At 64.8% G+C, this 25,253-nt stretch carries 27 protein-coding genes and 1 tRNA gene; 20 read left to right on the top strand and 8 right to left on the bottom strand.

Going from position 1 to position 25,253, the window contains the following annotated elements; genetic code table 11:
- Positions 1 to 9 precede the first annotated feature (9 nt).
- Positions 10 to 97 (top strand) — tRNA-Leu (locus D3I60_RS07785).
- 252 nt (positions 98 to 349) lie between these two features.
- The gene (locus D3I60_RS07780; RefSeq protein WP_262775556.1) at positions 350 to 1,657 is read left to right on the top strand and encodes a M20/M25/M40 family metallo-hydrolase; all 1,308 of its coding nucleotides are present in this window, start codon (positions 350 to 352) and stop codon (positions 1,655 to 1,657) included.
- Here the strand turns inward: D3I60_RS07780 and D3I60_RS19160 are convergent.
- Both D3I60_RS19160 and D3I60_RS07770 read right to left on the bottom strand, forming a co-directional pair.
- Positions 1,611 to 2,618, bottom strand: coding sequence for a DMT family transporter (locus tag D3I60_RS19160; protein WP_262775555.1), 1,008 nt, complete (start codon positions 2,616 to 2,618; stop codon positions 1,611 to 1,613). The genes D3I60_RS07780 and D3I60_RS19160 overlap by 47 nt on opposite strands.
- A gap of 4 nt (positions 2,619 to 2,622) precedes the next feature.
- Positions 2,623 to 2,805: a DUF5703 family protein gene (locus tag D3I60_RS07770; protein ID WP_262775554.1), complete on the bottom strand. Its 183-nt coding sequence runs from the start codon at positions 2,803 to 2,805 to the stop codon at positions 2,623 to 2,625.
- Between the two features lie 58 nt (positions 2,806 to 2,863).
- Here D3I60_RS07770 and D3I60_RS07765 point away from each other — a divergent pair, with 58 nt between their 5' ends.
- The gene (locus D3I60_RS07765; protein WP_262775553.1) at positions 2,864 to 3,577 is read left to right on the top strand and encodes a histidine phosphatase family protein; all 714 of its coding nucleotides are present in this window, start codon (positions 2,864 to 2,866) and stop codon (positions 3,575 to 3,577) included.
- A gap of 78 nt (positions 3,578 to 3,655) precedes the next feature.
- On the opposite strand, the gene D3I60_RS07760 is transcribed toward D3I60_RS07765, so the two are convergent.
- Complete coding sequence (locus D3I60_RS07760; protein ID WP_262775552.1) at positions 3,656 to 4,492, bottom strand: undecaprenyl-diphosphate phosphatase; 837 nt, start codon at positions 4,490 to 4,492, stop codon at positions 3,656 to 3,658.
- Positions 4,493 to 4,561: 69 nt separating this feature from the next.
- Between D3I60_RS07760 and D3I60_RS07755 the strand changes: the two genes are divergently transcribed.
- A complete protein-coding gene (locus D3I60_RS07755) occupies positions 4,562 to 5,476 on the top strand; it encodes an aldo/keto reductase (RefSeq protein WP_262775551.1) in 915 nt (304 codons plus the stop codon).
- Positions 5,477 to 5,867: 391 nt separating this feature from the next.
- On the opposite strand, the gene D3I60_RS07750 is transcribed toward D3I60_RS07755, so the two are convergent.
- Positions 5,868 to 6,128 carry a hypothetical protein gene (locus tag D3I60_RS07750; RefSeq protein ID WP_025778383.1) on the bottom strand — a complete coding sequence of 87 codons (261 nt, stop codon included), beginning with the start codon at positions 6,126 to 6,128 and terminating at the stop codon, positions 5,868 to 5,870.
- Between the two features lie 57 nt (positions 6,129 to 6,185).
- Between D3I60_RS07750 and D3I60_RS07745 the strand changes: the two genes are divergently transcribed.
- Genes D3I60_RS07745 through mshC form a run of 3 tightly spaced genes read left to right on the top strand, consistent with a single transcriptional unit; the run spans position 6,186 to position 8,888 of the window.
- A complete protein-coding gene (locus D3I60_RS07745; protein WP_262775550.1) occupies positions 6,186 to 6,749 on the top strand; it encodes a DUF3090 family protein in 564 nt (187 codons plus the stop codon).
- Positions 6,750 to 6,755: 6 nt separating this feature from the next.
- Positions 6,756 to 7,568, top strand: a complete 813-nt coding sequence (locus D3I60_RS07740) for an SCO1664 family protein (protein WP_262775549.1) — start codon at positions 6,756 to 6,758, stop codon at positions 7,566 to 7,568.
- Between the two features lie 60 nt (positions 7,569 to 7,628).
- Entirely contained in the window at positions 7,629 to 8,888 is a 1,260-nt protein-coding gene (gene mshC / locus D3I60_RS07735; RefSeq protein ID WP_262775548.1) for a cysteine--1-D-myo-inosityl 2-amino-2-deoxy-alpha-D-glucopyranoside ligase, read from the top strand.
- 56 nt (positions 8,889 to 8,944) lie between these two features.
- Here mshC and D3I60_RS07730 read toward each other — a convergent pair whose 3' ends face one another.
- Entirely contained in the window at positions 8,945 to 9,775 is an 831-nt protein-coding gene (locus D3I60_RS07730; RefSeq protein WP_262775547.1) for a proteasome assembly chaperone family protein, read from the bottom strand.
- A gap of 22 nt (positions 9,776 to 9,797) precedes the next feature.
- Between D3I60_RS07730 and D3I60_RS07725 the strand changes: the two genes are divergently transcribed.
- Entirely contained in the window at positions 9,798 to 10,472 is a 675-nt protein-coding gene (locus D3I60_RS07725; protein WP_262775546.1) for an HAD family hydrolase, read from the top strand.
- Positions 10,473 to 10,475: 3 nt separating this feature from the next.
- On the opposite strand, the gene D3I60_RS07720 is transcribed toward D3I60_RS07725, so the two are convergent.
- Positions 10,476 to 11,285: a RecB family exonuclease gene (locus tag D3I60_RS07720; RefSeq protein ID WP_262775545.1), complete on the bottom strand. Its 810-nt coding sequence runs from the start codon at positions 11,283 to 11,285 to the stop codon at positions 10,476 to 10,478.
- A gap of 127 nt (positions 11,286 to 11,412) precedes the next feature.
- Between D3I60_RS07720 and D3I60_RS07715 the strand changes: the two genes are divergently transcribed.
- From D3I60_RS07715 to arc, 3 genes are read left to right on the top strand one after another with little or no spacing between them, the layout of a single operon-like run.
- Complete coding sequence (locus tag D3I60_RS07715) at positions 11,413 to 12,573, top strand: site-2 protease family protein (protein ID WP_262775544.1); 1,161 nt, start codon at positions 11,413 to 11,415, stop codon at positions 12,571 to 12,573.
- A 45-nt stretch (positions 12,574 to 12,618) separates the two neighbouring features.
- A complete protein-coding gene (locus D3I60_RS07710; protein ID WP_262775543.1) occupies positions 12,619 to 13,692 on the top strand; it encodes a tRNA (adenine-N1)-methyltransferase in 1,074 nt (357 codons plus the stop codon).
- Positions 13,689 to 15,341: a proteasome ATPase gene (arc, locus tag D3I60_RS07705; RefSeq protein ID WP_262775542.1), complete on the top strand. Its 1,653-nt coding sequence runs from the start codon at positions 13,689 to 13,691 to the stop codon at positions 15,339 to 15,341. Before D3I60_RS07710 ends, arc begins: the two co-directional genes overlap by 4 nt.
- A 108-nt stretch (positions 15,342 to 15,449) precedes the next feature.
- On the opposite strand, the gene D3I60_RS07700 is transcribed toward arc, so the two are convergent.
- Entirely contained in the window at positions 15,450 to 15,854 is a 405-nt protein-coding gene (locus D3I60_RS07700) for a DUF3054 domain-containing protein (protein ID WP_262775541.1), read from the bottom strand.
- A 32-nt stretch (positions 15,855 to 15,886) separates the two neighbouring features.
- Here D3I60_RS07700 and dop point away from each other — a divergent pair, with 32 nt between their 5' ends.
- The 7 genes from dop (at position 15,887) to D3I60_RS07665 (ending at position 21,984) form a co-directional block, all read left to right on the top strand.
- Positions 15,887 to 17,416 (top strand): depupylase/deamidase Dop, encoded by a 1,530-nt coding sequence (dop, locus tag D3I60_RS07695; RefSeq protein WP_262775540.1) that lies wholly within the window; start codon positions 15,887 to 15,889, stop codon positions 17,414 to 17,416.
- 11 nt (positions 17,417 to 17,427) lie between these two features.
- Positions 17,428 to 17,619, top strand: coding sequence for a ubiquitin-like protein Pup (locus tag D3I60_RS07690; protein WP_025778371.1), 192 nt, complete (start codon positions 17,428 to 17,430; stop codon positions 17,617 to 17,619).
- Between the two features lies 1 nt (position 17,620).
- Entirely contained in the window at positions 17,621 to 18,418 is a 798-nt protein-coding gene (gene prcB / locus D3I60_RS07685; protein ID WP_262775539.1) for a proteasome subunit beta, read from the top strand.
- 34 nt (positions 18,419 to 18,452) lie between these two features.
- Positions 18,453 to 19,142: a proteasome subunit alpha gene (gene prcA, locus D3I60_RS07680; RefSeq protein ID WP_262775538.1), complete on the top strand. Its 690-nt coding sequence runs from the start codon at positions 18,453 to 18,455 to the stop codon at positions 19,140 to 19,142.
- Complete coding sequence (gene pafA / locus D3I60_RS07675) at positions 19,143 to 20,546, top strand: Pup--protein ligase (protein ID WP_262775537.1); 1,404 nt, start codon at positions 19,143 to 19,145, stop codon at positions 20,544 to 20,546. It begins immediately after the preceding gene.
- 64 nt (positions 20,547 to 20,610) lie between these two features.
- Positions 20,611 to 21,567: an FKBP-type peptidyl-prolyl cis-trans isomerase gene (locus tag D3I60_RS07670; protein WP_262775536.1), complete on the top strand. Its 957-nt coding sequence runs from the start codon at positions 20,611 to 20,613 to the stop codon at positions 21,565 to 21,567.
- A 42-nt stretch (positions 21,568 to 21,609) separates the two neighbouring features.
- Positions 21,610 to 21,984, top strand: coding sequence for an FKBP-type peptidyl-prolyl cis-trans isomerase (locus D3I60_RS07665; RefSeq protein ID WP_025778366.1), 375 nt, complete (start codon positions 21,610 to 21,612; stop codon positions 21,982 to 21,984).
- A gap of 139 nt (positions 21,985 to 22,123) precedes the next feature.
- On the opposite strand, the gene D3I60_RS07660 is transcribed toward D3I60_RS07665, so the two are convergent.
- Positions 22,124 to 23,257 carry a DUF3866 family protein gene (locus D3I60_RS07660; RefSeq protein ID WP_262775535.1) on the bottom strand — a complete coding sequence of 378 codons (1,134 nt, stop codon included), beginning with the start codon at positions 23,255 to 23,257 and terminating at the stop codon, positions 22,124 to 22,126.
- Positions 23,258 to 23,297: 40 nt separating this feature from the next.
- Here D3I60_RS07660 and D3I60_RS07655 point away from each other — a divergent pair, with 40 nt between their 5' ends.
- Together D3I60_RS07655 and D3I60_RS19155 are read left to right on the top strand one after the other, a co-directional pair.
- Positions 23,298 to 24,320, top strand: a complete 1,023-nt coding sequence (locus tag D3I60_RS07655) for a helix-turn-helix transcriptional regulator (protein ID WP_262775534.1) — start codon at positions 23,298 to 23,300, stop codon at positions 24,318 to 24,320.
- Positions 24,304 to 25,191 (top strand): WYL domain-containing protein, encoded by an 888-nt coding sequence (locus tag D3I60_RS19155; protein ID WP_262775533.1) that lies wholly within the window; start codon positions 24,304 to 24,306, stop codon positions 25,189 to 25,191. Before D3I60_RS07655 ends, D3I60_RS19155 begins: the two co-directional genes overlap by 17 nt.
- The last annotated feature ends 62 nt before the right edge of the window (positions 25,192 to 25,253 follow it).

The raw sequence follows: 25,253 nt of genomic DNA, 5'->3' as shown, positions 1-25,253 counted from the left end.
CTGTTGCCAGCGCGAGTGGCGGAATTGGTAGACGCGCTAGCTTGAGGTGCTAGTGCCCAACTTATCGGGCGTGGGGGTTCAAGTCCCCCTTCGCGCACAACGAGGCGATGGCCTCCGGATTTCGATCCGGAGGCCATTTTCGTGTTCGGCAGTCGGAGCCGTCCGCGGCATCGGGGCTCCCGCGGGTTCAAAGATCATCCGCCCCGATCCCGATCACCACGTATGAATTTCTGACCCGCTGATTCACGCCCGTTCGTCTGTGAGCCGGGCTCGCGGGTGGGATACGGTGGTGACTGTCAGGCCGATCACAGCACTGCCGCGTGATCGAACCACCATCGAGGGGAGTCCCGTGTTTGATTTCAGCGCCGCAGAGGACGAAGTCACCGAACTGTGCCGTCAGCTCATCCGCATCGACACCCAGAACTGGGGCGGGAACAAAGCGAACCCGGAGCTGCCGGCCGCCGAACTCATCGCGTCCTGGCTCGCCGAGGTGGACCTGAAGTCCGAAATCGTCGAATCCTCCCCGGGCCGGGCCAATCTCGTCGCCCGTGTGAAAGGCTCCGATCCGGAGGCTCCGGCACTCGTCGTCCACGGCCACACCGACGTCGTTCCGGCGGCCGCGGAGGACTGGACCGTCGACCCCTTCGAAGGAGTCGTCAAAGACGGTCTGCTGTGGGGCCGCGGAGCGGTGGACATGAAGAACATGGACGCGATGATCGTCGCGTCCGTCCGCGCCATGCTCCGCCAGGGACTCACTCCGCGTCGGGACCTTGTGATCGCGTTCTTCGCCGACGAGGAGGCCGGAGGAAACTACGGTGCCCGCCATATGGTGCGCAATCGTCCCGAGCTGTTCTCCGGGGCCACCGAGGCGATCTCGGAGGTCGGCGGCTACTCCGTCGACGTCCGCGGCCAGCGGATCTACCTCATCCAGACGGCAGAGAAGGGGTTGGCCTGGCTCAACCTCGTCGCTCACGGTACCGCGGGACACGGATCTCAGCGCAACGACGACAACCCCGTCACGCGGCTCGCCGCCGCGATCACCCGGATCGGCAACCATCCGTGGCCGCAGGAGATCCCCCTGGCCACACGGAAACTGCTCGAAGGCGTCTCGGAGCTCACGGGAATCGAGTTCACGGCAGAGACGATTCCGCAGCTGCTCGCCGAGCTGGGTTCCGTCGAGAAGTTCGTGGCACCGACCCTGCAGAACACCTCCAACCCGTCGTTCCTCGAAGCCGGATACAAACACAACGTCATTCCCGGCACCGCGACCGCCTACGTCGACTGCCGCACTCTGCCGGGACAGCACGAGGACGTCATGCTCAAGATCAAGGAACTCGCGGGGGAGGGGATCGACATCACCGCCGAGGATGAAGGCGAGGCACTCGAGTCGCCGTTCGACACTCCGTTGGTCGCGCAGATGCAGAAGAGCCTGCTCGACGACGACCCGAGCGCGAACGTCCTGCCCTACACGCTCTCCGGAGGCACGGACAACAAGTCTATGGCCGAGCTCGGCATCACCGGCTACGGCTTCGCTCCGCTCCAGCTCACCGGCGACCTCGACTTCCCTGCCATGTTCCACGGCGTCGATGAGAGGGTGCCGATCTCGGCGCTCAAGTTCGGGACGCGGGTCCTCGGCGACTTCCTGATGAAAGCCTGACCGCTGACGAGGGGCCGACCGGCACCGGCAGAATCGTCACGACGATCCCGATGAGCACTCCGATGGCGCTGAGCACCGTGGTCACCGTGACATCGGAGCCGGGGATCGGCAGCAGCACATCGAGGGCCAACGCCCCGACGAGGTTGCCGAAGAGCGCGAACAGGCTGAGCAGCAGCACGCCCAGCCTGGCTACGGTGACCGTCGTCAAGGCGATGAAGACCACCCCGAAGGCCCCACCGAGGAGGATCCACCACTGATCCGGCGCGGTCGGGAATCCGCGCCAGGGATGTCCGGCCACGAGCAGGACGAATGTGCCGATGACGAGCGCCGCGAAGCCGACCGTGAAGTTCACTGTTGTCGCGACCACCGCCGATTCGGTGGCAGCCCGGATATGGCCGTTGAACGCCTGCTGCACACTCGTCAGTGCCCCGGAGACGAGCGGGAGCAGGGGAGTCCACAGCGGAATCCCCGACTGCAGCCGGTCACCGGCGGCGAAGGCCAGGGAAGCCAGGACGATGACCACGCCGAGGATGCGCAGGACGCTCAGACGCTGACGGCCGCCCGGCGGCAGATCGGTGGCATCGACGATGAGCCCGCCGGTGACCTGGCCGGAGACGAACGCCATCGTGAACATGGCCACGCCGATCCGCGGAATGGTCGTGGCCTGTGCGATGACGACGAGACAGCCGCTCAAGCCGCCGAGCAGCATCCACCAGGGCAGCGTACGGTCCCGCAGCAGAGCGATGAGACGTCGGCCGGCAGCACGGGATCGGGCCGAGAGAGTCAAGGCGATGCCGACGCAGAGGAGACCGACGAAGAACGAGACGAGCGCGGCGAAGACGGCGTGTCCGAGCACCTGCCCGAGCAGACCGTTCGCTCGTCCCTGCAGGGACATCGCCGCTCCCGCAGTGATCGTGACGAGGCCGGCAGTGAGAACAGGAACGAGGGAAGGCGATCTCACACCATCAGCTGCTCATCGTCAACGGCATGATCTTCCGGCGCAGCCACACGGTGCGGACTCCGCCGACGGAGATGCGGGTGCGGGCGAGCTCCCATCGGCCGTATTCCGCCTGGTCGTTGAGTTCCTGCAGACTGACCGACCGCGGCACATCGCGAGAGAACGAGACCTTCCGGAACTCGTATGTCATACGTGGACGCTGACGTTTCATGGCCTCACCCTAGACGATCTGGGCTAATCTTGAGGGTATGCCCGTCATCGTTCTGCTGCGGCACGGCCTCTCCAGCGCCAACGTCTCCGGAATCCTGGCCGGACGTGCCCCCGGCGTGTCCCTCACCGACGAGGGAATCCGGGCGCTGCGGGCCAATCTCGAACTTCTGCCGCACCGGCACTTCACCCACCTGCTGCATTCGCCCCTGCAGCGCTGCGAACAGACCGCAACGATCGCGGCCGAAACAGCTGACTTCGATCGCATCGACGTCGACGAGGCCGTCATCGAGCTCGACTACGGCGAATGGACGGGCCGGCCACTCAAGGAACTGGGCGAGGAGCCTCTGTGGGCGACCGTAGTGAAGTCGGCGTCGCAGGCCAGGTTCCCCGGAGGGGAATCCATCGCCGAGGCGGCCGAGCGTTCCACAGCCCGCGTCCGTGATCTCGTGGCCCAGCTGCGTGAGGAGGAACATGCCGATGCCGAATCCCGGCCCGATGCAGAACCCACGGACGGTACCGAGAAATCGGCGCCGCCTCGGTGGGCGATGATCGTCTCCCATGGAGACATCATCAAGGCGATCGTCGCCGACGCCCTGGGGATGCCGCTGGATGACTTCCAACGGCTGAGCGTCGCTCCCGGATCGTTCACAGTCATCGACTTCTCCGGTGACAGTCCGGTGCTCGCGGCGATGTCGGTGACCGCCGCCGGACTCGCTCAATCGGCCGCCGTCGGCGGCGGCGGAATGCGCTGATCCCGGCACTCACGAGCGAATGCCGGGATCAGATGATGCTGGAGTGTCGGACGACAGCCCGAAATGAAATGCGCCGGCTCAGACTGCTGCGAGGACTCCGGTGCCGAGCAGGATGTAGAGGACGATGCCCAGGGCCACGCGATACCAGACGAAGATGGCGAAGGACTTCGTCTCCACGTACTTGAGAAACCAGTGGATGACGACGAGACCGAGAGCGAACGAAATCACTGTGGCGAGGAACGTCGGTCCCCAACCGAGAACCATGGCTTCACTGCGACCGAGCGTCTGCGCCACACCGTAGAGACCGGAACCTACGACGGCGGGAATGGCGAGCAGGAACGAGTAGCGAGCCGCCGCTGGACGATCGAAGCCCATGAAACGGCCGGCCATGATCGTGCCGCCCGAGCGTGACACGCCGGGAATGACAGCGAGCGCCTGGGCGAAGCCGAACAGAATGCCCTGACCCCAGTTCATGTCCTCGAGGGTGCGTTCGCGTTTCCCGGCCCAGTCGGCGATGCCGATGATGAGACCGAATACGATGAGCATCGTCGCGGTGATCCACAGGCTGCGCAGAGCACCCTCGATGTAGTCCTGGAAGAGCAGGCCGATGATGACGATGGGGATCGAGCCGACGATGATGAGCCAACCGAGGCGCACCTCGGGGTCCTTGCGATCATGCTTGCCGACGAGTGCCTTGCACCATTTCGAGATGATTGTGACGATATCGCGCCAGAAGTAGACGACGACGGCCGCCTCGGTGCCGATCTGGATGATGGCGGTGAAGAACGCGCCCGGATCCGAACCGGGCAGCATGAGTTCGCCGACGATGCGCACATGCGCCGAGGAGGAGATCGGGAGGAACTCGGTGAGTGCCTGCACGATTCCGAGCACGGCAGCGACCAGCCAGTCGTACATACGACTCCTTGAGAATATGAGGTGGGAACGAAACCACGGTAGTCGCAGCATCGGGTAACCTCAAGAAGCATGAAGCACCAACGCCTCGGCACTACCGGTCTGGACGTCAGCGATGTGGGTCTCGGGACCTTCGAGTGGGGGCACCGGGTCGATGACCAGGTCGCCCAGCGCCTTGTCGATGGGTACAAAGACGCAGGTGGCAACCTCATCGAGCTGCCCAGCTCGGCCACGATCTCTGCCGAGGTGCTCGGACGGCTGAGACTTCCCGAAGAGATTCTGCTGCTGGCCCGGGTGGGCGTGTCCATAAGTGAACCCGGCCACATCGAGGCCGGACTCGGACGCTCCAGGATCCTCAGCCAAGTCGATTCCCTGCTGCGCACAGTCGGTCGCGACCACCTCGACGTGCTCGTCCTCGACGTCTTCGATGCCGAGGTCGACCGTGCCGAGACCGCATCGGCGGTCGAGACCCTGCTCACTCTCGGGAAGATCCGCTACGTGGGCGTGTCCCACCACACCGGTTGGCAGCTGGCGGAGATGCGCGGGGCCGGGATTCCGGTCGCGTGTGCCGTCGCAGAATACTCGCTGCTCAACCGCGAGGCCGAGGCAGAGCTCGTTCCGGCCGCCGACTATGCGGGAGTCTCACTCATCGCCGGAGCAGGACTGGGTCGCGGAGTGCTCACCGACAAGTACCGGAACGCGACTCCTCAGGATTCGCGATTGGCGGGGGAGCTGAGCGATTACGCCGGTGCCTACCTCGATGAGCGATCGAACCGCGTGCTTGCCGGCGTCCGTCGTGCCGCGACCGCTCTGGGCGTGTCAACATTGGACATCGCCCTGGCCTTCAACCGGCAGCACGGAATCGCGAGCACTCTGGTCTCGCCGCGCACTTCGGCACAGTTGGCCGAGGTCACCGCCAGCGAGGTCGAACTGGCAGATGAGATCGCCGAGGTGCTCGACCAGATCTCATGGAGTCCGTCGGTCTAGGGCGAATTTCAGAGGGGGGACAGGTTGCATGATGAGGCGGACGACAGAAGTGACTCCTCCCCGGGCGAATGATCGACCATTGAACATCGCCGCGCTGCTCTTCGGGACTGCGGCAGTGGCGGTCTGGTTCGCAGGGGCCGCGTTCTGCAAGTTGCAGGTACCTCGAGGATGGCTACGGCCGCGGTGGCGATGGGCGCGATCTCGTCAAGCCTCGGCTTGCTCGGGATTCTCATTGACGTCTGTACAGGACAATCCGGAAACGCGCTCGCTGCTCTGATCTCAATCGGCTTCACTGATGTCGCAGGCGGGGCATATGCCGTCACGGCAACAAGGCGCAATTGTGCCACGCTTTTCACGGAAACCTCCGCGAAGTGGTCAGCGCACGAAGCTCTCAGTCGTCCTCGTCGTCATCGTCGAGGAGGAACTCGTCATCGTCCTTGGCATCCTCGACATCATCGAAGAGTTCGAATGGGGTCACTTCGTCGAACGCGGTGTAGATCGCGTCTTCGTAGATTTCGAAGGCATCGGCCAAAGCCATATAAGCGGCTTCGACTCGGGGGTCTTGGTCACCGTTGCGGTGCGCGGATGCAGCGTAATGCTCTCTCACTGCTTCGAGGAATGCGTCCAGGGCCTCACGAGGATCAGTGCTCATGACTCAAATGTATCCCAGGCCGGACCGACATGTAAGTCTTTGAACTAGGCTGAAGACATGGCAGCTCTGTACGACCACCCCACACCCGATCGTTTCGTCGTCGGCACAATCGGACTCCCCGGTGAGAGGACGTTCCTCCTCCAGGCGAAGTCCGGCAACGCGCTGACGACCGTGGTCGTCGAGAAGGAGCAGGTCGAAATCCTCTCCGACCGGATCACCGAACTGCTCGACATGGTGATGATCAAGGATCCGGCCGCACGGGTGCCGCAGACGGCGCTCGACGATCTCATCGACAACGCCGGTCTCAACGTCCCCATCGAACCGGAGTTCCGCGTCGGCACGATGAGCCTGGGGTGGGACACCGTCAAGCACGAACTCGTCATCGAATGCTTCGAACTCACAGAGGCGGACGCCCAGGCCGGAACCTCTGCCGACCCCGATGACGACGAAGTCGAACGCGAAGTCCTGCGCATCGTCCTCGACGCAGCCGCCGCCCGAGAATTCGCCCGCCGCGGAGAACAGGTCGTCAGCGCCGGACGCGGAGACTGCCCGTTCTGCTCCCTCCCGCTCGAACCCGACGGCCATCTATGCCCCCGTGCCAACGGGATCCCGGGCGCCTGATCAGTGATGGACCACGGGATTCTCCTCGACGCGCTGGCCGCGGGGGATTGGACGGAGATGGGATCGATCCCTCGCGCCAGCAACGACACCCGACTGCTCGTGCTCGAACACGAGGGCCGGGCTATCAAGGCCGTCTACAAGCCCATCTCAGGCGAACGGCCCCTGCACGATTTCCCGGCACAGACACTGGCTCTGCGCGAGGTGGCGGCGTATCGACTCTCCGCCGCACTCGACTTGGGGGTCGTTCCACCGACGGTTCTGCGCGATGATCTGCCCGCCGGCCGCGGATCCCTGCAGGCCTATGTCGAAGCCTCCGACGATGGCGAAGCGGTGACGCTGTCGACGGTCACAGGGATTCCCGTCGATCACACTCCGATCTTCGCTCTGCGCACCGAGGACGGACGTGACCTCGTGCTCTCGCACTCCGTCGACGAGGGCCTGCGTTCCATCGCCTTCTTCGACCTGCTCGCCAACAACGCCGACCGCAAAGCAGGTCATGTCATCACCGGCAGCTGTCTGCCGAGCACCGCCGCGGCCGACATCGGCGTATTCGGCATCGACAACGGACTGACGTTCCACAATGAGGAGAAGCTGCGCACCGTTCTGTGGGGTTTCTCTCGCACATCGTTCTGCGCCGAAGAGATCGATGCGCTTCAGGAAGTCGCCACCATGGACGAGAGGCTGCGGACGCAGCTGAGCGACTGCCTGTCGGCAGACGAGATCGAGGCTCTGAAGGACCGGGCCAACCGGCTTCTCGCCGCCGAGTTCTTCCCCGACGCACCGGACGATCGCACCGTCATACCCTGGCCGCCGATATGAAACCGGCATCACTTCGCCTCGGAAGTGCCGAACGCCTGCCTCTCGGTTAGGCTGGGTGCCGTGAAGTCATGGCCCGAACCTCAACTGCCCCGTCTGACCAGCACCGGCAAGGTGCCTACGGTTTTTGATACGAGCACACGCAGCCCGCGCAGACTGCGTGGATCGAAACAGACCGCTCGGCTCTATGTCTGCGGCATCACCCCTTACGATGCGACGCACCTCGGGCACGCCTCCACCTATGTGGCCTTCGACCTGCTCAACCGGATCTGGCGCGATGCGGGACTCGAAGTCGAGTACGCACAGAACACCACTGACGTCGACGATCCTCTGCTGGAGAGGGCCGACGCAACGGGAGTCGACTGGCGCGACCTCGCTTCGTCGCAGATCGATCTCTTCCGAGAGGATATGGAAGCCCTGCGGGTGATCCCGCCGGCGAACTTCATCGGCGTCGTCGAATCCGTCGACGAGATAGCCGCCGGCGTCCGCGATCTCGTGGACAAGGGGGCCGCCTACACTCTCGACAGCGGTGACGTCTACTACCGTGTGTCGACGCAGATCACCCCACCGTTCGGCACAGTCAGCCATGATGACGCCGAGACCATGGCAGCGCTCTCGGCCGAACGCGGCGGAGACCCCGAGACTCCGGGCAAGAAGAACCCCATCGATCCGCTGCTGTGGCGGGCCGAACGCGAAGGCGAACCGTCCTGGGACGGAGGCACGCTGGGCCGGGGACGACCGGGCTGGCATGTCGAATGCACAGTCATCGCCGATCGGTATCTCGGCTTCCCCGTCGACGTGCAGGGAGGCGGCAGCGACCTCATCTTCCCTCACCATGAGATGAGCGCAGCCCATGCGGCTGCCTGGCGGGACACACCGATGGCGAAGACCTATATGCACACCGGTATGGTGGGCCTCGACGGCGAGAAGATGAGCAAGTCCAAGGGCAACCTCGTCCTCGTCTCGAAGCTGCGCGAGCGCGGAGTCGACCCCATGGCCATCCGCACCGTGATCCTGTCCAACCACTACCGCAGCGACTGGAGCTTCACCGAGGAGCAGCTGTCCATCGCCGAAGCACGCCTGCAGGCATGGAAGCATGCGGCCAAATGCGAATCAGAATGTCGCCAGGGTCTGCGTGAGCACATCATCGGGGTGCTGCGCGAAGCACTCACCGATGACCTCGACAGCCCGCGGGCTCTGGGGATCCTCGACGAATGGGCCGAACATTATGCGGACTCCGAACCCTCGGAGACAGCAGCGATCACCGGCGACCGAGTCGCCGACGCCGTCGACGCCCTCCTCGGCATCCGCCTGCTCGACTGACATCGATCGACCGCTGTCGACCGGCGTTCACCGCCTGACCGCCGGGAGTCGGTGATTCATTTATCGCGGCCGCGTTTGCGCAGATAGCGTTCGAACTCGGCCGCGATGGCGTCCCCGCTGGCTTCGGGAAGCTCCGTCGAATCGTTCTGTTTCTCCAGTGCTTGGACGAGTTCTGCCAGACGCGGGTTGAAGGAGACGAGTTCGTCGGCGCCGAGCTCCCATGCCCGGCTCTCCTCTTCGAGCACGTGGATGTCGATTTCGATGCCGACATAGCGTTCGACGGCCTTCGCCAACGCGAGTTCGGCTTTCGGCGACGGCGACTCGGCCAGATAGTCCGGCACTCCCACCCACAGGTTGATGGCGCGGACCCCGCGCCACCGGCAGGCGACGCTGAGGAGACCCAGAATGCCGATGGGACCCTCATAGCCGTTGGCGTCGATGCCGAGCTCGGATGCAAGCTCTGCGTCCTCCGTATTGGCCACTATCGGCAGCGGACGTGTGTGCGGAACCTCGGCATGGAGACCGCCGAGGAGGATGACGGTATCGTCGTCACCGACGTGAGCGAGGACGAGGGAGAGGAACTCCCGCCATTTCAATCCCGGTTCGTGACCGTGGATGACCGTGATCGGCTGCTCGCCGAGGAGACCTCGATGGACCGCGACACCCGGCCAGGCGATCGACGCCGTCCCGTCCTCGTCGCGGATGATCTCGGGTTCGGAGAAGCGGAATTCGTAGAACCCATCGGTGTCGAGGATCTCGGAGTCGTCCAGGTGCCAGACTTCGATGAGATCCTTGACCAGTGAGCTCGCTGCTTCGGAAGCATCGGCATCCTGACCTTCGAAGGCGATGAAGACGAGTGCCCCGGACCCGGATGGAAGAATACTCATGGTTCCAGACTACGCTGGGCGTATGACGAACCATGCATCAGCCGACCCTGCCGCCGTCCTGTGGGACATGGACGGAACGCTCGTCGACACCGAGCCGTATTGGATCCGCGCCGAGACCGAGCTCATGAACGCCCATGGGCTGTCCTGGTCGGAAGAGCAGGGGCTCGAATTCGTCGGCAACGAGCTCATCGTCTCCGCCCGAATGATGCGTGAGGCCGGCCTCGACCTTCCCGCCGAGGAGATCGTCGAGACCCTGATGGACAGCGTCATCGGACAGATCCGAGAATCCGTGCCCTTCCGCCCCGGTGCGCTGGAGCTGCTGGCCGAACTCAAGACCGAAGGCATCCCGAACGTCATGGTCACGATGTCGTACCGGCCCTTGGCCGAGGCGGTCATCGCCAATTGTCCGCCCGACAGCTTCGCCGGTCTCGTCTCCGGCGATGAGGTGACCGTCGGCAAACCGGATCCCGAGCCCTATCTGCGGGGTGCTGCGCTGCTCGACCTCGACCCGGCCGACTGTGTGGCACTGGAGGATTCGAAGCCGGGTCTGGCCAGCGCCGAGACGGCCGGCACCATTGCGATCGGAATCCCACATTTCATCGACCTCGAACCTCGTCCGGGGCGGATCCTGTGGAACAGTCTCGAAGGCCGCAGTGTCGCCGATCTGCGACGCCTCCGTGCGCAGCAGAGCGCCTGAGCTCTACGTTCCCACGATTTTCGTGATCTCCGGAGTCGGGGGAGCGGTGTTGCCCCACGCCGGGCACAGCGGCTTGAACGTGCACCAATTGCACAGCGGTGACTTCTTCGGCCGCCAGCGGTCCGACTCGGCCGAGGCGATGATGTCCTTCCAGATGGCATCGATCTCGAACTGGGTCTGTTCGACCTCCGCCATCGTCGGATGAGACTTCAGTACGCTGCGCGAACCCAGGTACATCAGCTGCAGGGTGTGGACGAGCTCGCCCGAGAGCCGGTAGACGACGAGAGCGTAGAAGCCCATCTGGAACTTGGCTTCTCGTCCGTACTGAGGTTTCGGCTGCTTGCCCGTCTTGTAGTCGACGAGGCGCCGCTCCCCACCCGGGGCGACGTCGACGCGGTCGATGAACCCGCGCAGCTCGAGACCGTTGTCCAGTGTGGTGCGGACGAACTTCTCCGTCTCCTCCGGTTCGAGATGCTCGGGGTACTCGAGCACGAAGTAGGAATCGATGAGCCGACGCGCCGATGTGAAGAACGTCTCCTTCTCCGATTCGCCCTCGAAGATCTCGAGCACATCCGGGTCCTTCTCGACAAGCTCCTCCCACGCCGGCATGAGCATCGTCTGTGCGAGCTCCGCCGTGCGCTCGGCCGCCGGCGCGGTGAACAGCTTCTCGAGTACCGAATGGACCACAGTGCCGCGGAACGCCGCCTGAGAAGGCGGCTCCGGCAGCTTGTCGATGCTGCGGAAGCGGAACTTCAGAGGACATTGGATGAAGTCATTGGCCCGGGAGGGCGACAGACTGGTGAGCTCGGCCATAACTCCACTGTAACGACCTGCACGGACACGACGTGGCGACCAGCGATGAGTGCGTCGTCGCTGTTAGGCTGAGTAACCGACCCTCAGTGGTCCGCTGACCACGACATCGACCGGAGGAACCCCTTCAATGGCCGCGAAAAACCACCACCCCGGTGCGTCATCGGGTCTGCGCCTGGGCACCGTCCTCGGCGCTCCGGTGATTCTGGCATGGTCGTGGTTCCTCGCCGCCATCGTGATCACCATCCTCTTCACCCCGTGGCTCAACCAGGTCCGACCGGATCTGGGCATCGGGGCCTGGTTCGTCGCCTTCGCCTACGCTGTCCTCCTCTTCGCCTCCGTGTTCCTCCACGAACTCGCGCACGGAGTCGCCGGCCAGTTCTACGGGCAGAAGGTCGCCGCGATCGAGCTGAACATCTGGGGCGGGTTCACCCGCTTCGAACCGCAGATGGACAACCCGCGCGACAAAGCGGCGATGACGAGCTTCGTCATCTCCATCGTCGGCCCCATCGTCAACATCGTTCTCGCCCTGCTGGGGTGGTGGTGTCTCAGTGCGGCGAGTCCTACCTCGGTGCCGTGGCTGCTGCTCATCGCCGTCACCTTCGCCAATGTCGCTCTCGGTGCTATCAACCTGCTGCCGGGCATTCCACTCGATGGCGGCTGGGCGCTGCAGGCGATCATGTGGCGCATCACCGGTTCGCAGTTCCTCGGCACGATCGTGGCCAGCTGGGTCGGCCGGATCATCGCCGTCGGCTTCATCGGCTGGTCGGTCATCACCCCGCTGCTCCGCGGCGATCGACCCGATCCGCTGACCGTGGCCTGGATGTCGCTCATTGCGATCATGCTGTGGTTCTCCGCCGGAGATGCCGCCACCCACGCCAAGAGGGCCCGGAAGATGGAGACCTACGACCTCTCCCAGGTCATCCAGCCCGCGATCGCCGCCACCTGGGACGCCGACCTTGCCGACACCCTCGACTATGCGAACACGCTCGGGAACGCTAAGGAACGCACCCTCATCGTCGTCCTCGACCAGAAGGGGCTGCCGTACGGTCTCGTCGACCGGCACGCCGCAGCCGGTCGTCTCGCAGAAACCCTCGAAGCCGTTCCCGCCGGCGAGGTCGCCCGCCCTCTGGCCGGGTGGATCGGAGTGCCGAAGGACATCACGGCCCCGCACCTGCTCGAATCGCTCACCCACCGTCCTAAGGCGCAGTTCAGCCTGGTCATGGACGGCAGCACCCTGGTCGGAGTCATCGACCTGCAGGAATTCTTCGACGAACTCTTAGCAGCCTGAGCCGGTTGTGTGAGGCAATCCTCACCAGCGTAGAGTGGACTCATCATGACTCAGCCACTGCATTCCCGGCCCCCGCGCGTTCTGAGCCGCGGAGAGAAGGTCCAACTCACCGACCCCAAGGGGCGGATGCACACCTTCGTGCTCGCGCCGGGTGAGCACTTCCACACGAACAAGGGCCTCATCAGCCACGACGACATCATCGGGCGCACAGAAGGAATCATCGTCGCGAACACCGGGGGAGTCGACTTCCAGGTCTTCCGTCCGCGCTACGAGGACTTCGTGCTCTCCATGCCCCGCGGCGCCGCAGTCGTCTACCCGAAGGATTCGGGACTCATCGTCACCCTCGGCGATATCTTCCCCGGCGCCACCGTGGTCGAAGCCGGCGTCGGATCCGGAGCCCTATCGATGGCGCTGCTGCGCGCCGTGGGACCGAACGGATCCGTGCACTCGTTCGAACTGCGTGAGGAATTCGCCACGATCGCGACCGGAAACATCGCCGACTTCTTCGACGGCGAACCGGACAACTGGTCCGTCACCGTGGGCGACCTTGCCGATACTCTGCCGCAGACCTTCGGGCCCGGCAGCGTCGACCGCGTCGTCCTCGACATGCTCACCCCCTGGAACACACTTGAGGCCGTCAGCGAAGCCCTGACACCCGGTGGAATCGTCATCGCGTATGTCGCCACCGTTCCGCAGCTCTCACGCTTCGTCGAAGCCCTGCGCACTTCCGGCAAGTTCGCCGAACCCGAGTCCATGGAGGCCATGGTCCGCGGCTGGCACGTCGACGGACTCGCCGTCCGGCCGGACCACCGGATGATCGCCCACACCGGGTTCCTCATCATGGCCCGCCGAATGGCCGACGGCATCAGTCCGCTGGAGAAGAAGAAACGTCCTCAGGGAGCCACCGCGGCCGCGGAGGATGTGGCGGCGTGGACGGAGCCCGAAGTCACCGAGGCGGCGATCGGCACCCGCACAGCGCACGGCAAGAAGCTGCGCCGTGTGATGCGAGAGGCCGGCAGACGCCTGCGCACCGAGCCTGACGACTCCGCAGATGCGCTGCCCACAGATGTCACAGACAGCCCGACCAGCAACAGCACAGGGCCGAAGGAGGATCGATGACAGAGACCACGACCGAGGTGAAGAAGCTGCGCGAGGACACCGCGTCCCTGCGCCAGCAGCTCTACACAGCGGGCAAACGCAATGAAGCACTGTCGAAGACTCTGCGCACGGCCCGTGATGAGCTGAACCGGATCAAGGAAGAGGCTCGGCGCCTGACCGAGCCGCCGAACAACTGGGGCACACTCATCGCGCTCGGCGAGAACGCAGTGACCGCCGATGTCATCGTCGGCGGACGACGCATGCGCGTGGCCGTCGCCCCCGAAGTCGAACCCGAGACGCTGCGAGCCGGTGCCGATGTGCTCCTGTCCGAAGGCCTCGTCATCATCGGCACCGGCGAGTTCCCACCCGTGGGATCGGTCGTCAACGTCCGTGAGTTCGTCGACTCCCAGCGCATCCTCGTCGGAGCTCCCGGCGATGACGAGCAGGTCTTCACCCTCGCAGCCGGCCTAGTCGACGCGGGACTGCGCGTCGGCGATGCCGTCGTCGTCGACACCCGGACTCATTACGCGCTGCAGGTCGTCGAGAAGCCCGAGGTCTCCTCGCTGCTGCTCGAAGAAGTCCCCGACATCACCTACCAGGACATCGGCGGACTGGCCGACCAGATCGAACAGATCAAGGATGCCGTCGAACTGCCCTTCGAACATCCCGAGCTCTACACCGAACACGGACTCAAACCGCCCAAGGGCATCCTGCTCTACGGCCCTCCCGGCTGCGGAAAGACGCTCATCGCGAAGGCCGTGGCGAACTCCCTGGCCGACCGCACCGGAAAGGTGCGCACGAGCAAGACCTACTTCCTCAACATCAAAGGTCCGGAGCTGCTCGATAAGTACGTCGGCGAGACCGAACGTCAGCTGCGCCTGATCTTCGCCCGGGCACGGGAGAAGGCTTCGGCAGGGTTCCCCGTGGTGGTGTTCTTCGACGAGATGGAATCACTGTTCCGCACCCGCGGCACCGGCAAGTCATCGGACGTGGAGACGACGATCGTGCCGCAGCTGCTCACCGAGATCGACGGAGTCGAACAGCTCGACAACGTCATCGTCATCGGTGCGTCGAACCGTGAAGATCTCATCGACCCCGCGATCCTGCGCCCCGGCCGGCTTGATGTGAAGATCCGCATCGAACGCCCCGACGCCGAAGCGGCCCGAGACATCTTCGAGAAGTACCTCACCGCGGAGCTGCCCCTGCACTCGAGCGTGCTCGCCGGCCACGACACCCCCGCCGAGGCGGTCTCGGCACTCATCGACAGCTGTGTGGAACGGATGTTCGCAGAGACTCCGGAGAATGAATTCGTCGAGGTCAGCTACGCCGACGGGTCGAAGGAAGTCCTCCACTTCTCAGCCTTCGCCTCCGGTGCGATGATCCACAACATCGTCGACCGTGCGAAGAAGGCGGCGATCAAATCGCTGCTCGACACCGGCGAGCGCGGCTTGCGCCCCGGCCACTTCGAGGATGCGATCGCCGAAGAGTTCAGCGAACACGAAGACCTGCCGAACACGACGAACCCCGACGAATGGGCACGGATCTCCGGGCGCAAGGGCGAAAGGGTCACTCATCTGCGGATGATGCACCTCGACACGACCAGGGGAGCCCCGACAGTGCCGTACGAGACCGACATCGCCGAGGTGCGGCCCAACTCGGACCTCGTCTGAGAAGGGTCCGGTTCCGTGAAGAACGACGAGCCCGCCGCCTCCGTCAGCTGACGGAAGCGGCGGGCTCGTCTCGTTGCCGGCCGTGCACAGGGCCGAAGCGGAAGATGCTCACCGGCTGCGCTTGCGGCGGCCCGAACCCCCGGAGACGGCCGTGGCGATGAGACGCCAACCGACCAGAGTGATGAAGTTGAGCGACGTCGCGACGATCATGAAGCTCACCGGCACCGACCCCGGATCGCCGCCGGCTCCGGTGACCCCGCGCAGGACGAGTCCTACGAGGACGGTGATCGCCCAGACCCCGGTTCCCGTGGCCAGCGGAGCGATCGGCCGATCCCAGACGGCCGTGAGCAGCCAGGCGATGACGAGGGCTGCGACGAACGGCCATGCTGTGGTCATCAGCCCCTGCGGATCGAAATTGTGAGAATGTGTGTAATGACCGACGATCGTGAACAGAACCACGAGGATGAGGTCGACGATCAATGCGATGGGGAGATGAGATTTCTTCGTTGCCACGTCCCCGAGTCTAGACCTTGGAGGAGAATCAGATGCTCAGAGTCAGGCGCGTCATGGGAGCCGAGACGGAGTTCGGCCTCAGCCAGCCGGGCAATCCGCGAGCGAACCCGATGCGGGACTCGGCGCGTGTCGTCGACGCGTATGCCGGACCGCGCGGACTGAAGTCGTCCCAGAACTTCTGGGACTTCGCCACCGAGTCTCCATTGGCCGACGCCCGCGGCTTCTTCATGAACATCGCCGACGCCGACTCCTCGCAGCTGACCCATATACCGCAGGACGACGTCGAAGCCCAGTACCTGGCGAACGTCGTCACGGAGAACGGCGCCCGCTACTACGTCGACCACGCTCACCCCGAGTACTCGTCCCCGGAAGTCCTCACTCCACGCGATATCGTCACCTTCGACCGGGCCGGCGACCTCGTCGCCCTCGAATCGGTGCGGACCCTCGAGAAGAGCGCCGAACCGGTCAATCTGTACAAGAACAACACGGACTCCAAGGGAGCCTCCTACGGAACCCATGAGAACTACCTCGTCGACCGGTCGACGGACTTCGATGACATCGTCGCGGGCCTCGTCCCGTTCTTCGTCACCCGGCAGATCCTGTGCGGATCCGGACGGGTCGGCATCGGCCGCCAAGGCGAGGACAAGGGTTTCCAGATCTCGTCCCGCGCCGACTTCTTCGAAGCCGAAGTGGGGCTCGAGACCACCCTGCGCCGTCCCATCGTCAACACCCGGGACGAACCACATGCCGATCCCGCGAAATACCGTCGGCTGCACGTGATCATCGGCGACGCGACCCTGGCGGAGCCTGCGACGTTCGTCCGCTTCGGTTCGACCTCCCTCGTCCTCGGACTCATCGAGGCCGGGCTGGCTCCGCAGATCGAACTCGCCGATGCCCTGCAGTCGCTGTGGGACGTCAGCCACGACCTCAACCTCAGCGCTCCGCTGGCGCTGAGCGACGGTACGACGACAACGGCATTGGAGATTCAAGAAGCTTTCTACTCCGCGTGCCTCGAACACGCCGATGCCGAGGATGCCGAAACCGCCGAGGTGCTCGCCGAATGGCGCCGATTCCTCGATGGGCTCTCGACCGATCCGAAGACCCTGGCCGACTCCATCGACTGGGTCGCCAAATGGGTGCTGCTCGAGAGCTACCGTTCTCGTGAGGGAATCGACTGGGACCATCCGAAGTTGGCCCTCATCGACGTCCAGTACCACGATGTGCGACCGGAGAAGGGGCTGTTCCATAAGCTCGAACGTGCCGGCCGCATCTGTCGGATGACCACCGACGCCGAGGTCGAAGCCGCCGTGGTCAACGCACCCGACGGGACCCGCGCGTTCCTGCGGTCCGTGGCGGTCAGCCGCCTCGGCGAGGATCTGGTCGCCGCCAGCTGGGACTCGCTCGTGGTCAACGCGGGAGCCCTGGGTGTGGTGCGTCTGCCCATGCACGAACCGCTCAAAGGCACCCGTGAGCTGCTTGCCGATCGGGTGGAGGGAATCGAGACCGCCGAGGGCCTGCTGAAGGCACTCGGAGTGGATAGACTGAGTTCGAAGAACGACTGAAGGAGTGTGAGATGAGCTCGCAGGAACAGGTCCAGAGAGACAAATCGTCCGGTGGGGGAGACGCCCCCGTCGATCCGCCGGAGGCCGTGCAGGGACAGATCAACACTCAGAACGTCGATTCCATCCTCGACGAGATCGACGGTGTGCTCGAGTCGAACGCGGAGGAGTTCGTCAAGAACTTCGTGCAGAAGGGCGGCCAATGAGATGGCAGGATTCCCTCCTGCATTCTTGAGTTCGACGAGCAACTCGTTCGTCGAACTCGCCCGCTCCTTGGCGCCCGAAGCGCTTCCGCACCCCAGTGTGCGGGATCTGGCCGAACAGTCGCCGGAAGGCACGACGATCATCTGCTTCCGCACCGCCTCGGGCATCCTCATGGCCGGTGACCGGAGAGCGACGATCGGCAACCTCATCGCCTCGCACTCGATGGAGAAGGTCAAAGCCGCCGACGACTACTCCGTCATCGGCATCGCCGGCGCTGCCGGGGTCGCACTCGACCTCATCCGGCTCTTCCAACTCGAACTCGAACACTACGAGAAGATCGAAGGCGCCCGTCTCTCGCTCAACGGCAAAGCCAACCGCTTGGCTGCGATGCTGCGCGGAAACCTCGGCCTGGCAATGCAGGGACTCACCGTCGTCCCGCTGTTCGCCGGAGTCGACGAATCCAGACCGCACGGCCAGATCTTCAGCTTCGATGTCACCGGCGGAAAGTACGAAGAGCACCGATTCCATTCCATCGGCTCCGGTTCCGGTTTCGCCCGCGGGGCGCTGAAGAAGCTGTGGCGGGCCGACCTCGACACCGCCTCGGCGATCTCCGTTGCCGTCGAAGCCCTCTTCGACGCCTCAGACGACGACTCGGCGACAGGCGGACCGGATTTCGTCCGGCAGATCGCTCCGACGATCTTCACCGTCGACCTCGAGAACGGGATCACCGAGGTCGATTCGGCCACCGTCTTGGACACCGCCACCGAGGTCGTCGCCCGCCGCACGGCCACCGCCCGGTGATGACTGCGGCACCGCTACAGCGAAAGGATCGTCGATGAGTCAGGCACCGTTCTACGTCTCACCCGAACAGCTGATGAAGGACCGGGGCGACTTCGCCCGCAAGGGCATCGCCCGCGGCCGATCCGTCGTCGTCATGCGCTTCGATGCAGGCATCCTGCTGCTGGCGGAGAACCCGTCACCGACGCTGCACAAGATCGCTGAGATCTACGACCGCATCGGCTTCGCCGCGGTCGGCAAGTACAACGAGTTCGAAACCCTGCGTCAGGCCGGCGTCCGCTATGCCGACCTGCGCGGATACTCCTACGACCGCTCCGACGTCACCGCTCGCGGACTGACGAACGCGTACGCACAGACGCTGGCCGGCGTCTTCACCACCGAGTCGAAGCCCTTCGAAGTCGAACTCGTCGTCGCCGAACTCGGACTCACACCGGAGACCGACCAGCTCTACCGGCTCAGCTATGACGGATCCGTCATCGACGAGACCGAACATGTGGCCATCGGCGGTCAGGCCGATGCGATCACGGCCTCCTTGGCCGGGGTGCGCACCTCGCAGATGACTCTGCGCGAAGTATTCAACCACGGTGTGACCGCATTGGGAGCCGCGACCCAGGCGATCCTGGCCACCGACGCACTCGAGGCAGCCGTTCTCGACCGCACGACGACGAAGCAGCGGACCTTCCGCCGCCTCGACGACGCGGCGATGAGCGCACTGCGGGAGGACTGAATGGCACGCATCTACGGGCTCGAAACCGAATACGGACTCGCCCACACCGTCGACCCCGACGGACGTCGCATCGGCCCCGAGGAGATCGCCCGATATCTCTTCCGTCCCGTCGTCGAATGGGGTCGGTCGTCGAACGTGTTCCTGCCCAACGGGTCGCGCCTCTACCTCGACGTCGGATCCCACCCGGAGTATGCGACCGCCGAATGCGATGACTTAGGCGACCTGCTCGCCCAGGACCGAGCCGGCGAAGGCCTGATGATCGACCTGCTGGACAGAGCACAGGCCGCCCTCGAGGCCGACGGCATCGGCGGACGCGTTCACATGGTCAAGAACAATACGGACGCGGCAGGCAACTCGTACGGGTCCCACGAGAACTTCCTCATCCGCCGCACCCTCGACTTCAACCGGCTGACCACGGTCCTGCTGCCCTTCCTCGTCTCGCGGCAGCTGCTCGTCGGAGCCGGAGCCGTGATTCCACGCCGTTCGGCCTTCACCCCCGACGAGGAAGCCGACCGCTCGGAGATGATGTTCGGCCTCTCCGCGCGGTCCGACGTCATGTGGGAAGGGCTGTCATCGGCGACGACACGGTCGCGTCCGATCATCAACGCCCGCGACGAACCGCACGCCGATGCGGAGAAGTACCGACGGCTGCACGTCATCGTCGGTGATTCCTCTATGTCGACGGCCACCTCGGCGCTGAAGATCGGATCCGCAGTTCTCATGCTCGACCTCATCGAACAGGGCGCACGGATCCCGGAGAACGGGCTGCGCCACCCGGTGCGCGATATCAGGCTCGTCGCCCGTGATCTCACGGGACGGGTCGTGCTCGAACGCACCGACGGAACCACGACGACTCCGCTGGGACTGCTCGGCGACTACCGGGACCGGGCGCAGCGGATCGTGGAGTCCGGGGAGCACAGCCTCGGCGATGATGATCTGGCCCACTACGTCATCGACCTGTGGTCGCGGATGCTCACCGCCGTCGAATCGAAGGACTTCTCGACCGTGGACACGGAGATCGACTGGGTGATGAAACGCACGCTCATCGAACGGTCGATGCAGCGCGGAATCACGGATATCGCCGATGCGCGCATCCACCGCCTCGACATCGCCTTCCACGACATCACGCCCGCGACGGGCCTGTTTCCCAAGCTCGAGGCCGCCGGGATGGCGAAGAGCCTCGTCCCCGCCGAGGCGGCCGAACGAGCGAAGGACGTACCGCCTGCGAGCACACGGGCGGCGATCCGCGGCGAATTCGTCCGCGCAGCCCATGCGGCCCGTCGCGACTACACCGTCGACTGGGTGCACCTGCGCTTCAACGACGAATCCGGACGAGCAGTCGCACTCAAGGACCCGTTCGCCACGACTCACCCGCAGGCGGAAACACTCATCGCGGGCCTGTAAGATCGCCCTGTGATTCGGTCGAGCCCCTACCCGGGCGCGGCCTCGGCGTGACGAAAGGAAACCAGTGCGCACCAAAGTGCTCAGCGCCATCGCGGCGGGCCTGTTGCTGCTCTCGGCCTGCGGGCAGGGTGATGAGTCAGAGGACTCGACCACGCCTCCGCCGTCGGTGGCCGCTCAGGACGCGAAGTCGACCAGCCTCGACGACATCACCGTCGACGGCAAGATGGGGAAGAAACCTAAGGTCAGCTTCGAAGCACCGCTGGTCATGGACAAGACCGAGAAGAAGGTGCTCAAAGAGGGCACCGGCGACAAAGTCGCCGACGGCGAGCAGGTCACGGCACAGATGACGCTGGTCTCCGGGACGACCGGCAAGACCGTCGAATCCAGCTACGATTCGGACTCCGCCGCCGGATTCCCCATGGACAAGTCCCAGATCTCCGAAGACCTCTACAACGCGCTCATCGACGTCAAGGTCGGTTCCCGCGTGATGATGTCGCTCAACGGCAGCGCCCAGCAGGGGGAGGCGTCACAGACGCTCGTCTACGTCATCGACATCGAGGACACGAAGAAGCCGCTGACTCGCGCCGAGGGGAAGAAAGCCGATCAGTCGGACAACCCCGTGACCGTGAAGTGGGCCGACGACGGTGCCCCATCGATCTCGAAGCCGAAGGGCAAGAAGCCGACCGAGCTCGAGTCGTACACGACGATCGAAGGCAGAGGCGACGAGGTCAAGAAGGGCCAGAGCGTCGCCGTGAAGTACTCCGGCTGGCTCTGGGACGACACATCGAAGACCTTCGACTCGAACTGGAAGAAGGACGGACAACCCTTCGTCGTCGCCCCGGTCGGCGAGGCTCAGGTCATCGACGGCTGGAACGAGGGACTCGTCGGCAAGAAGGTCGGCGACCAGGTCGTCCTCGTCGTCCCGCCGGACAAGGGGTATGGCAAACAGGGCAGCGAACCGTCCATCCCAGGTGATGCGACCCTGATCTTCGTCGTCGACATCCTCTCGGCCCAGGGCTGAGAACGTCCGATATCTCAACAGACCCGACACCAGGAGGAACACATGAGCAAGCAGAAGCCCGAAGTCGATTTCCCCGGCGGAGACGCCCCGACCGAGCTCATCATCACCGATGATGTGATCGGCACCGGCGCCGAGGCGGGACCCGGCGACACCGTGAGCGTGCACTACGTCGGAGTCGCCCATTCCACGGGCGAGGAATTCGACGCCTCGTACAACCGCGGCACCCCGCTGGAGTTCCGTCTCGGATCCGGAATGGTCATCTCCGGCTGGGACCAGGGCATCCAGGGCATGAAGGTCGGTGGACGCCGCACCCTGCAGATCCCACCGCACCTGGCGTACGGCGATCAGGGCGCGGGCGGAGTCATCCAGCCCGGAGAGTCGCTGATCTTCGTCTGCGACCTCGAGAACGTGCGCTGAGAATCAGCCAGATCATCAGCACACGCTGATCCTGCCTGAGACGACTGTGGCCGGGTTCTTCGGAACTCGGCCACATCTGTCTTCCCGGACGGGGTGGGGGATACTGCGGAGATCAGGCGCTGACCTGTGTTCGACGCGGTCAGCGGCGGACGAACCCGGCGGCGCAGCGTCCAGCGGCGGCTGCTGCGAGGAACGACGCCGCATCGGCGGGCAGCTTCCTTCCCATCGTCGACAGGCGCACAGGTGAAGTGCGCAGGGCTTCCCACAGCCCCGTCAGATCGATGTCGACGAGATCATGCATCTGGAGTCGAAGCAGCTGCTCGGCCACGGTCTCGGCGACGACACCGGGATCCGGGTCCATCTCGGCTCGTTCCGCCTCGGCGAGGGTGGAGAAATCGGGCACCGGTACGGTCGTCCCCGGTCGTGCGATCTCACTCAAGGGCGTCAGCGAATGATGGGAGATTCCGAAATGGCGGCCGCGGGCATCGGCGTTCGACATCCGCAGCAGACCGATCGGATGCCCGCCGAGCAGTGCCGCGGCATTGAGGTGCTCTCCGGTGACCAGCCCCGAATAGCCGTACTTCGTGCCGGTGCCCAGATTCCCAGGGCCCTGAGCGACGATGGTGATATCGGCACCCATCACGTGCTTGGCCGCGAGCAGTCCCGTGTGGATGGTCACCGCTTCGAGATCTCCGCCCCAAGCCTGGCCTGTGCTGATCACGCCCTTAAGCCAGCCGGCGTCCTTGAGCCCGGCGACGGCCTGAGAGAACGGGGCCGGCAGAGCCGCACCATCACTGAGCACATAGGCCACTGACGACGACGGGGCGACGGCGCGGATGCCGGCGAGCACCGCGGGCAGAGCCGAATGCAGATCGGCCACGACCACCGGCATGCCACCGAGGCTGTCCGCCTCGGCCAGGGTGGAATGATGCTGCGACTCCTGATCGTCGACACCGAGGACCATCGTCTGCAACGGCGAATAGCGGTCCTTGACCAGATGACCGGGGCCGTCCGGGGGATCTGCCGGCAGCGCATCGGGTAGGGCGACGATGAGACCGAAGCCACCGGTGCCCAGGCGCTTCGCAAGAGCCGAGACATTGACGATGACGGTGTCCTGGTTCTGCGGTTGCCCGACGGCATCGGTGTAGGCGACCGCTCGGATGGATCTCACATCGGTGCCGGGCACGGCCTCGTCCAGTTCGACCTCGACCTCTGTGTATCCTGGCCGGGTGGACCGAATCGCTGCGACGATTCCTTTGCGCCAATGAATCATGGTCCCAAGACTATCGCCCGGCTTAGGTTACGGTGGAATCGTGAATACACCCCGCACCAGCAGACAGAGACAGCAGACCGAACGTCTGATGAATCTGCTGATCGCCCTGCGCGCTTCCCGCGGCTGGGTGTCGCGCAAAACGCTGATGAGCGCCATCGACGGCTATTCCGGACTCGACGAGGTCGCCTTCGATCGCAAATTCTCTCGCGACAAAGAGCTGCTGCGGCACATGGGCATCACCATCGCAACCCGGGCCGAACACGATGCCTACGGTGATGTGGGGGAGACGGGGTATCGGATCTCGACCGCCGACTATGCGATGGGCGACGTCGATCTCACCCCCGCCGAGGTGGCTGCCGTGACCGTGGCCGCCGCGTTCTGGTCGGAGACCGAACTCGGGGAGTCCTCGGCTCAGGCGCTGACGAAGCTGCGTGCTCTCGGCATCGACCTCGGCCAGTCCGCCGCCGGGCCGGGAAGCGTCGACCCGGGCACCGCCGCGCACCGGCTTGCGAGCGCGAACTTCGCCACAGCCCTCCACCACATCAACGCCCGCGAAGCCGTCGGCTTCCGCTACCACAAACCCGGCCAGAGCGTGAGGAAAGTGCGTCTGGAACCCTATGCCCTGCTCAGCCGCGGTGACCGCGTCTACCTCTTCGGCTTCGACCTCGATCGCGAAGCTCGCCGCACTTTCCGGCTCTCCCGTGTGGAGGGAGGGATCGCGAAGCTCAGCGGCCGTGAACCCGGCGACTATGAGATTCCCGAGGACTTCTCCCCGCAGCTGGCCCTGCAGTCGAGTTCCGAGATGGCCGTCGTCGCCGAGGCGACGCTGCGGATCCGTGCCCAACGGGCCGATCCGCTGCGCCGTCGACAGATCCGCAGCGACGGAGACGACGTGATCATCGGATATTCCGATGTCGAGGGCCTCGCCGCTGAGATAGTCGGCTTCGGGGACGCCGTCGACGTGGTCGATCCGCCCGACCTCGTGCGTGCAGTCGACCGCCGACGCGAAACGATTCGGGACTCGCTCAACCGCTTGGGAGGCACCAGTGTCCTCAGCGCGTGAACGCCTCACCCGGCTGCTCAGTCTCGTGCCCTACCTCGATGCGCATCCGGGAGCGGACCTCGAAGAGACCGCCGCCTATTTCGGCATCGACTCCGACACCCTCATCGACGATCTGCAGCTGCTCTTCGTCACAGGTCGACCCGGACATATGCCCGATGATCTCATCGACGCGTCCTGGGAAGGCGGGCAGATCTTCATCTCCAACGCCGAAGAGGTCTCCGTGCCCGTGCGGCTCAGCGCCGAGGAAGCCGGCGTCCTCGTGCTCGCGCTCGACATGCTCTCGTCCCTGCCCGGGCTCGATTCCGAAGCCGTGGCCACAGCAGCATCCAAACTGCGTGCAGCGGCAGGAGAGAACCTGCGCACCGCCGTCGATGTCAGCCCCATCGATGCCGACGAAGAGCTGCTGACCGCACTGCGACAGGCTGTCGAAGAAGGCACGGCGATGAGCATCGACTACTACGTCGGCTCCCGCGACGAACTCACGACCCGGACCATCGCCCCGACCCGGCTCGTACCCGGTGCTGACTGGTACGTCGATGCCTGGTGCTACTCGGCCGGTGCACCCCGCCGCTTCGCCCTAGGGCGCATCCGTTCCTGGGAACCGGCAGCGCATCCGCCGATGTCGGTCAGTGAGTCGACGACGAGCTCTTACGAAGTCACCCTCGGTCTCGCGGCCGCGGGAGCATGGCTGGCAGATGAACTCGACGTGACGAATCGCGAGTACCTCGACGGCGGTGACACGAGCGTACGCATCCGCCTGCTCGTGCATTCAGTGGATTGGCTCAGCCGGTTCCTGCTCTGCCATGCCGATGTCATCACCGAGATCGACGACACCGAAGCCGTTGCGGCCGCCCTGCGCAGGCTCGGCTGAGACGAAGACCGCGCCCGGATGTGGATGAAAGGCTCAGCCGCAGCGCGTAGAATCATCCACAG

Source organism: Brevibacterium permense (assembly GCF_025506275.1).
In the GTDB taxonomy this organism is placed as follows: domain Bacteria; phylum Actinomycetota; class Actinomycetes; order Actinomycetales; family Brevibacteriaceae; genus Brevibacterium; species Brevibacterium permense_A.
This window is presented reverse-complemented; position numbering and strand designations above follow the sequence as displayed.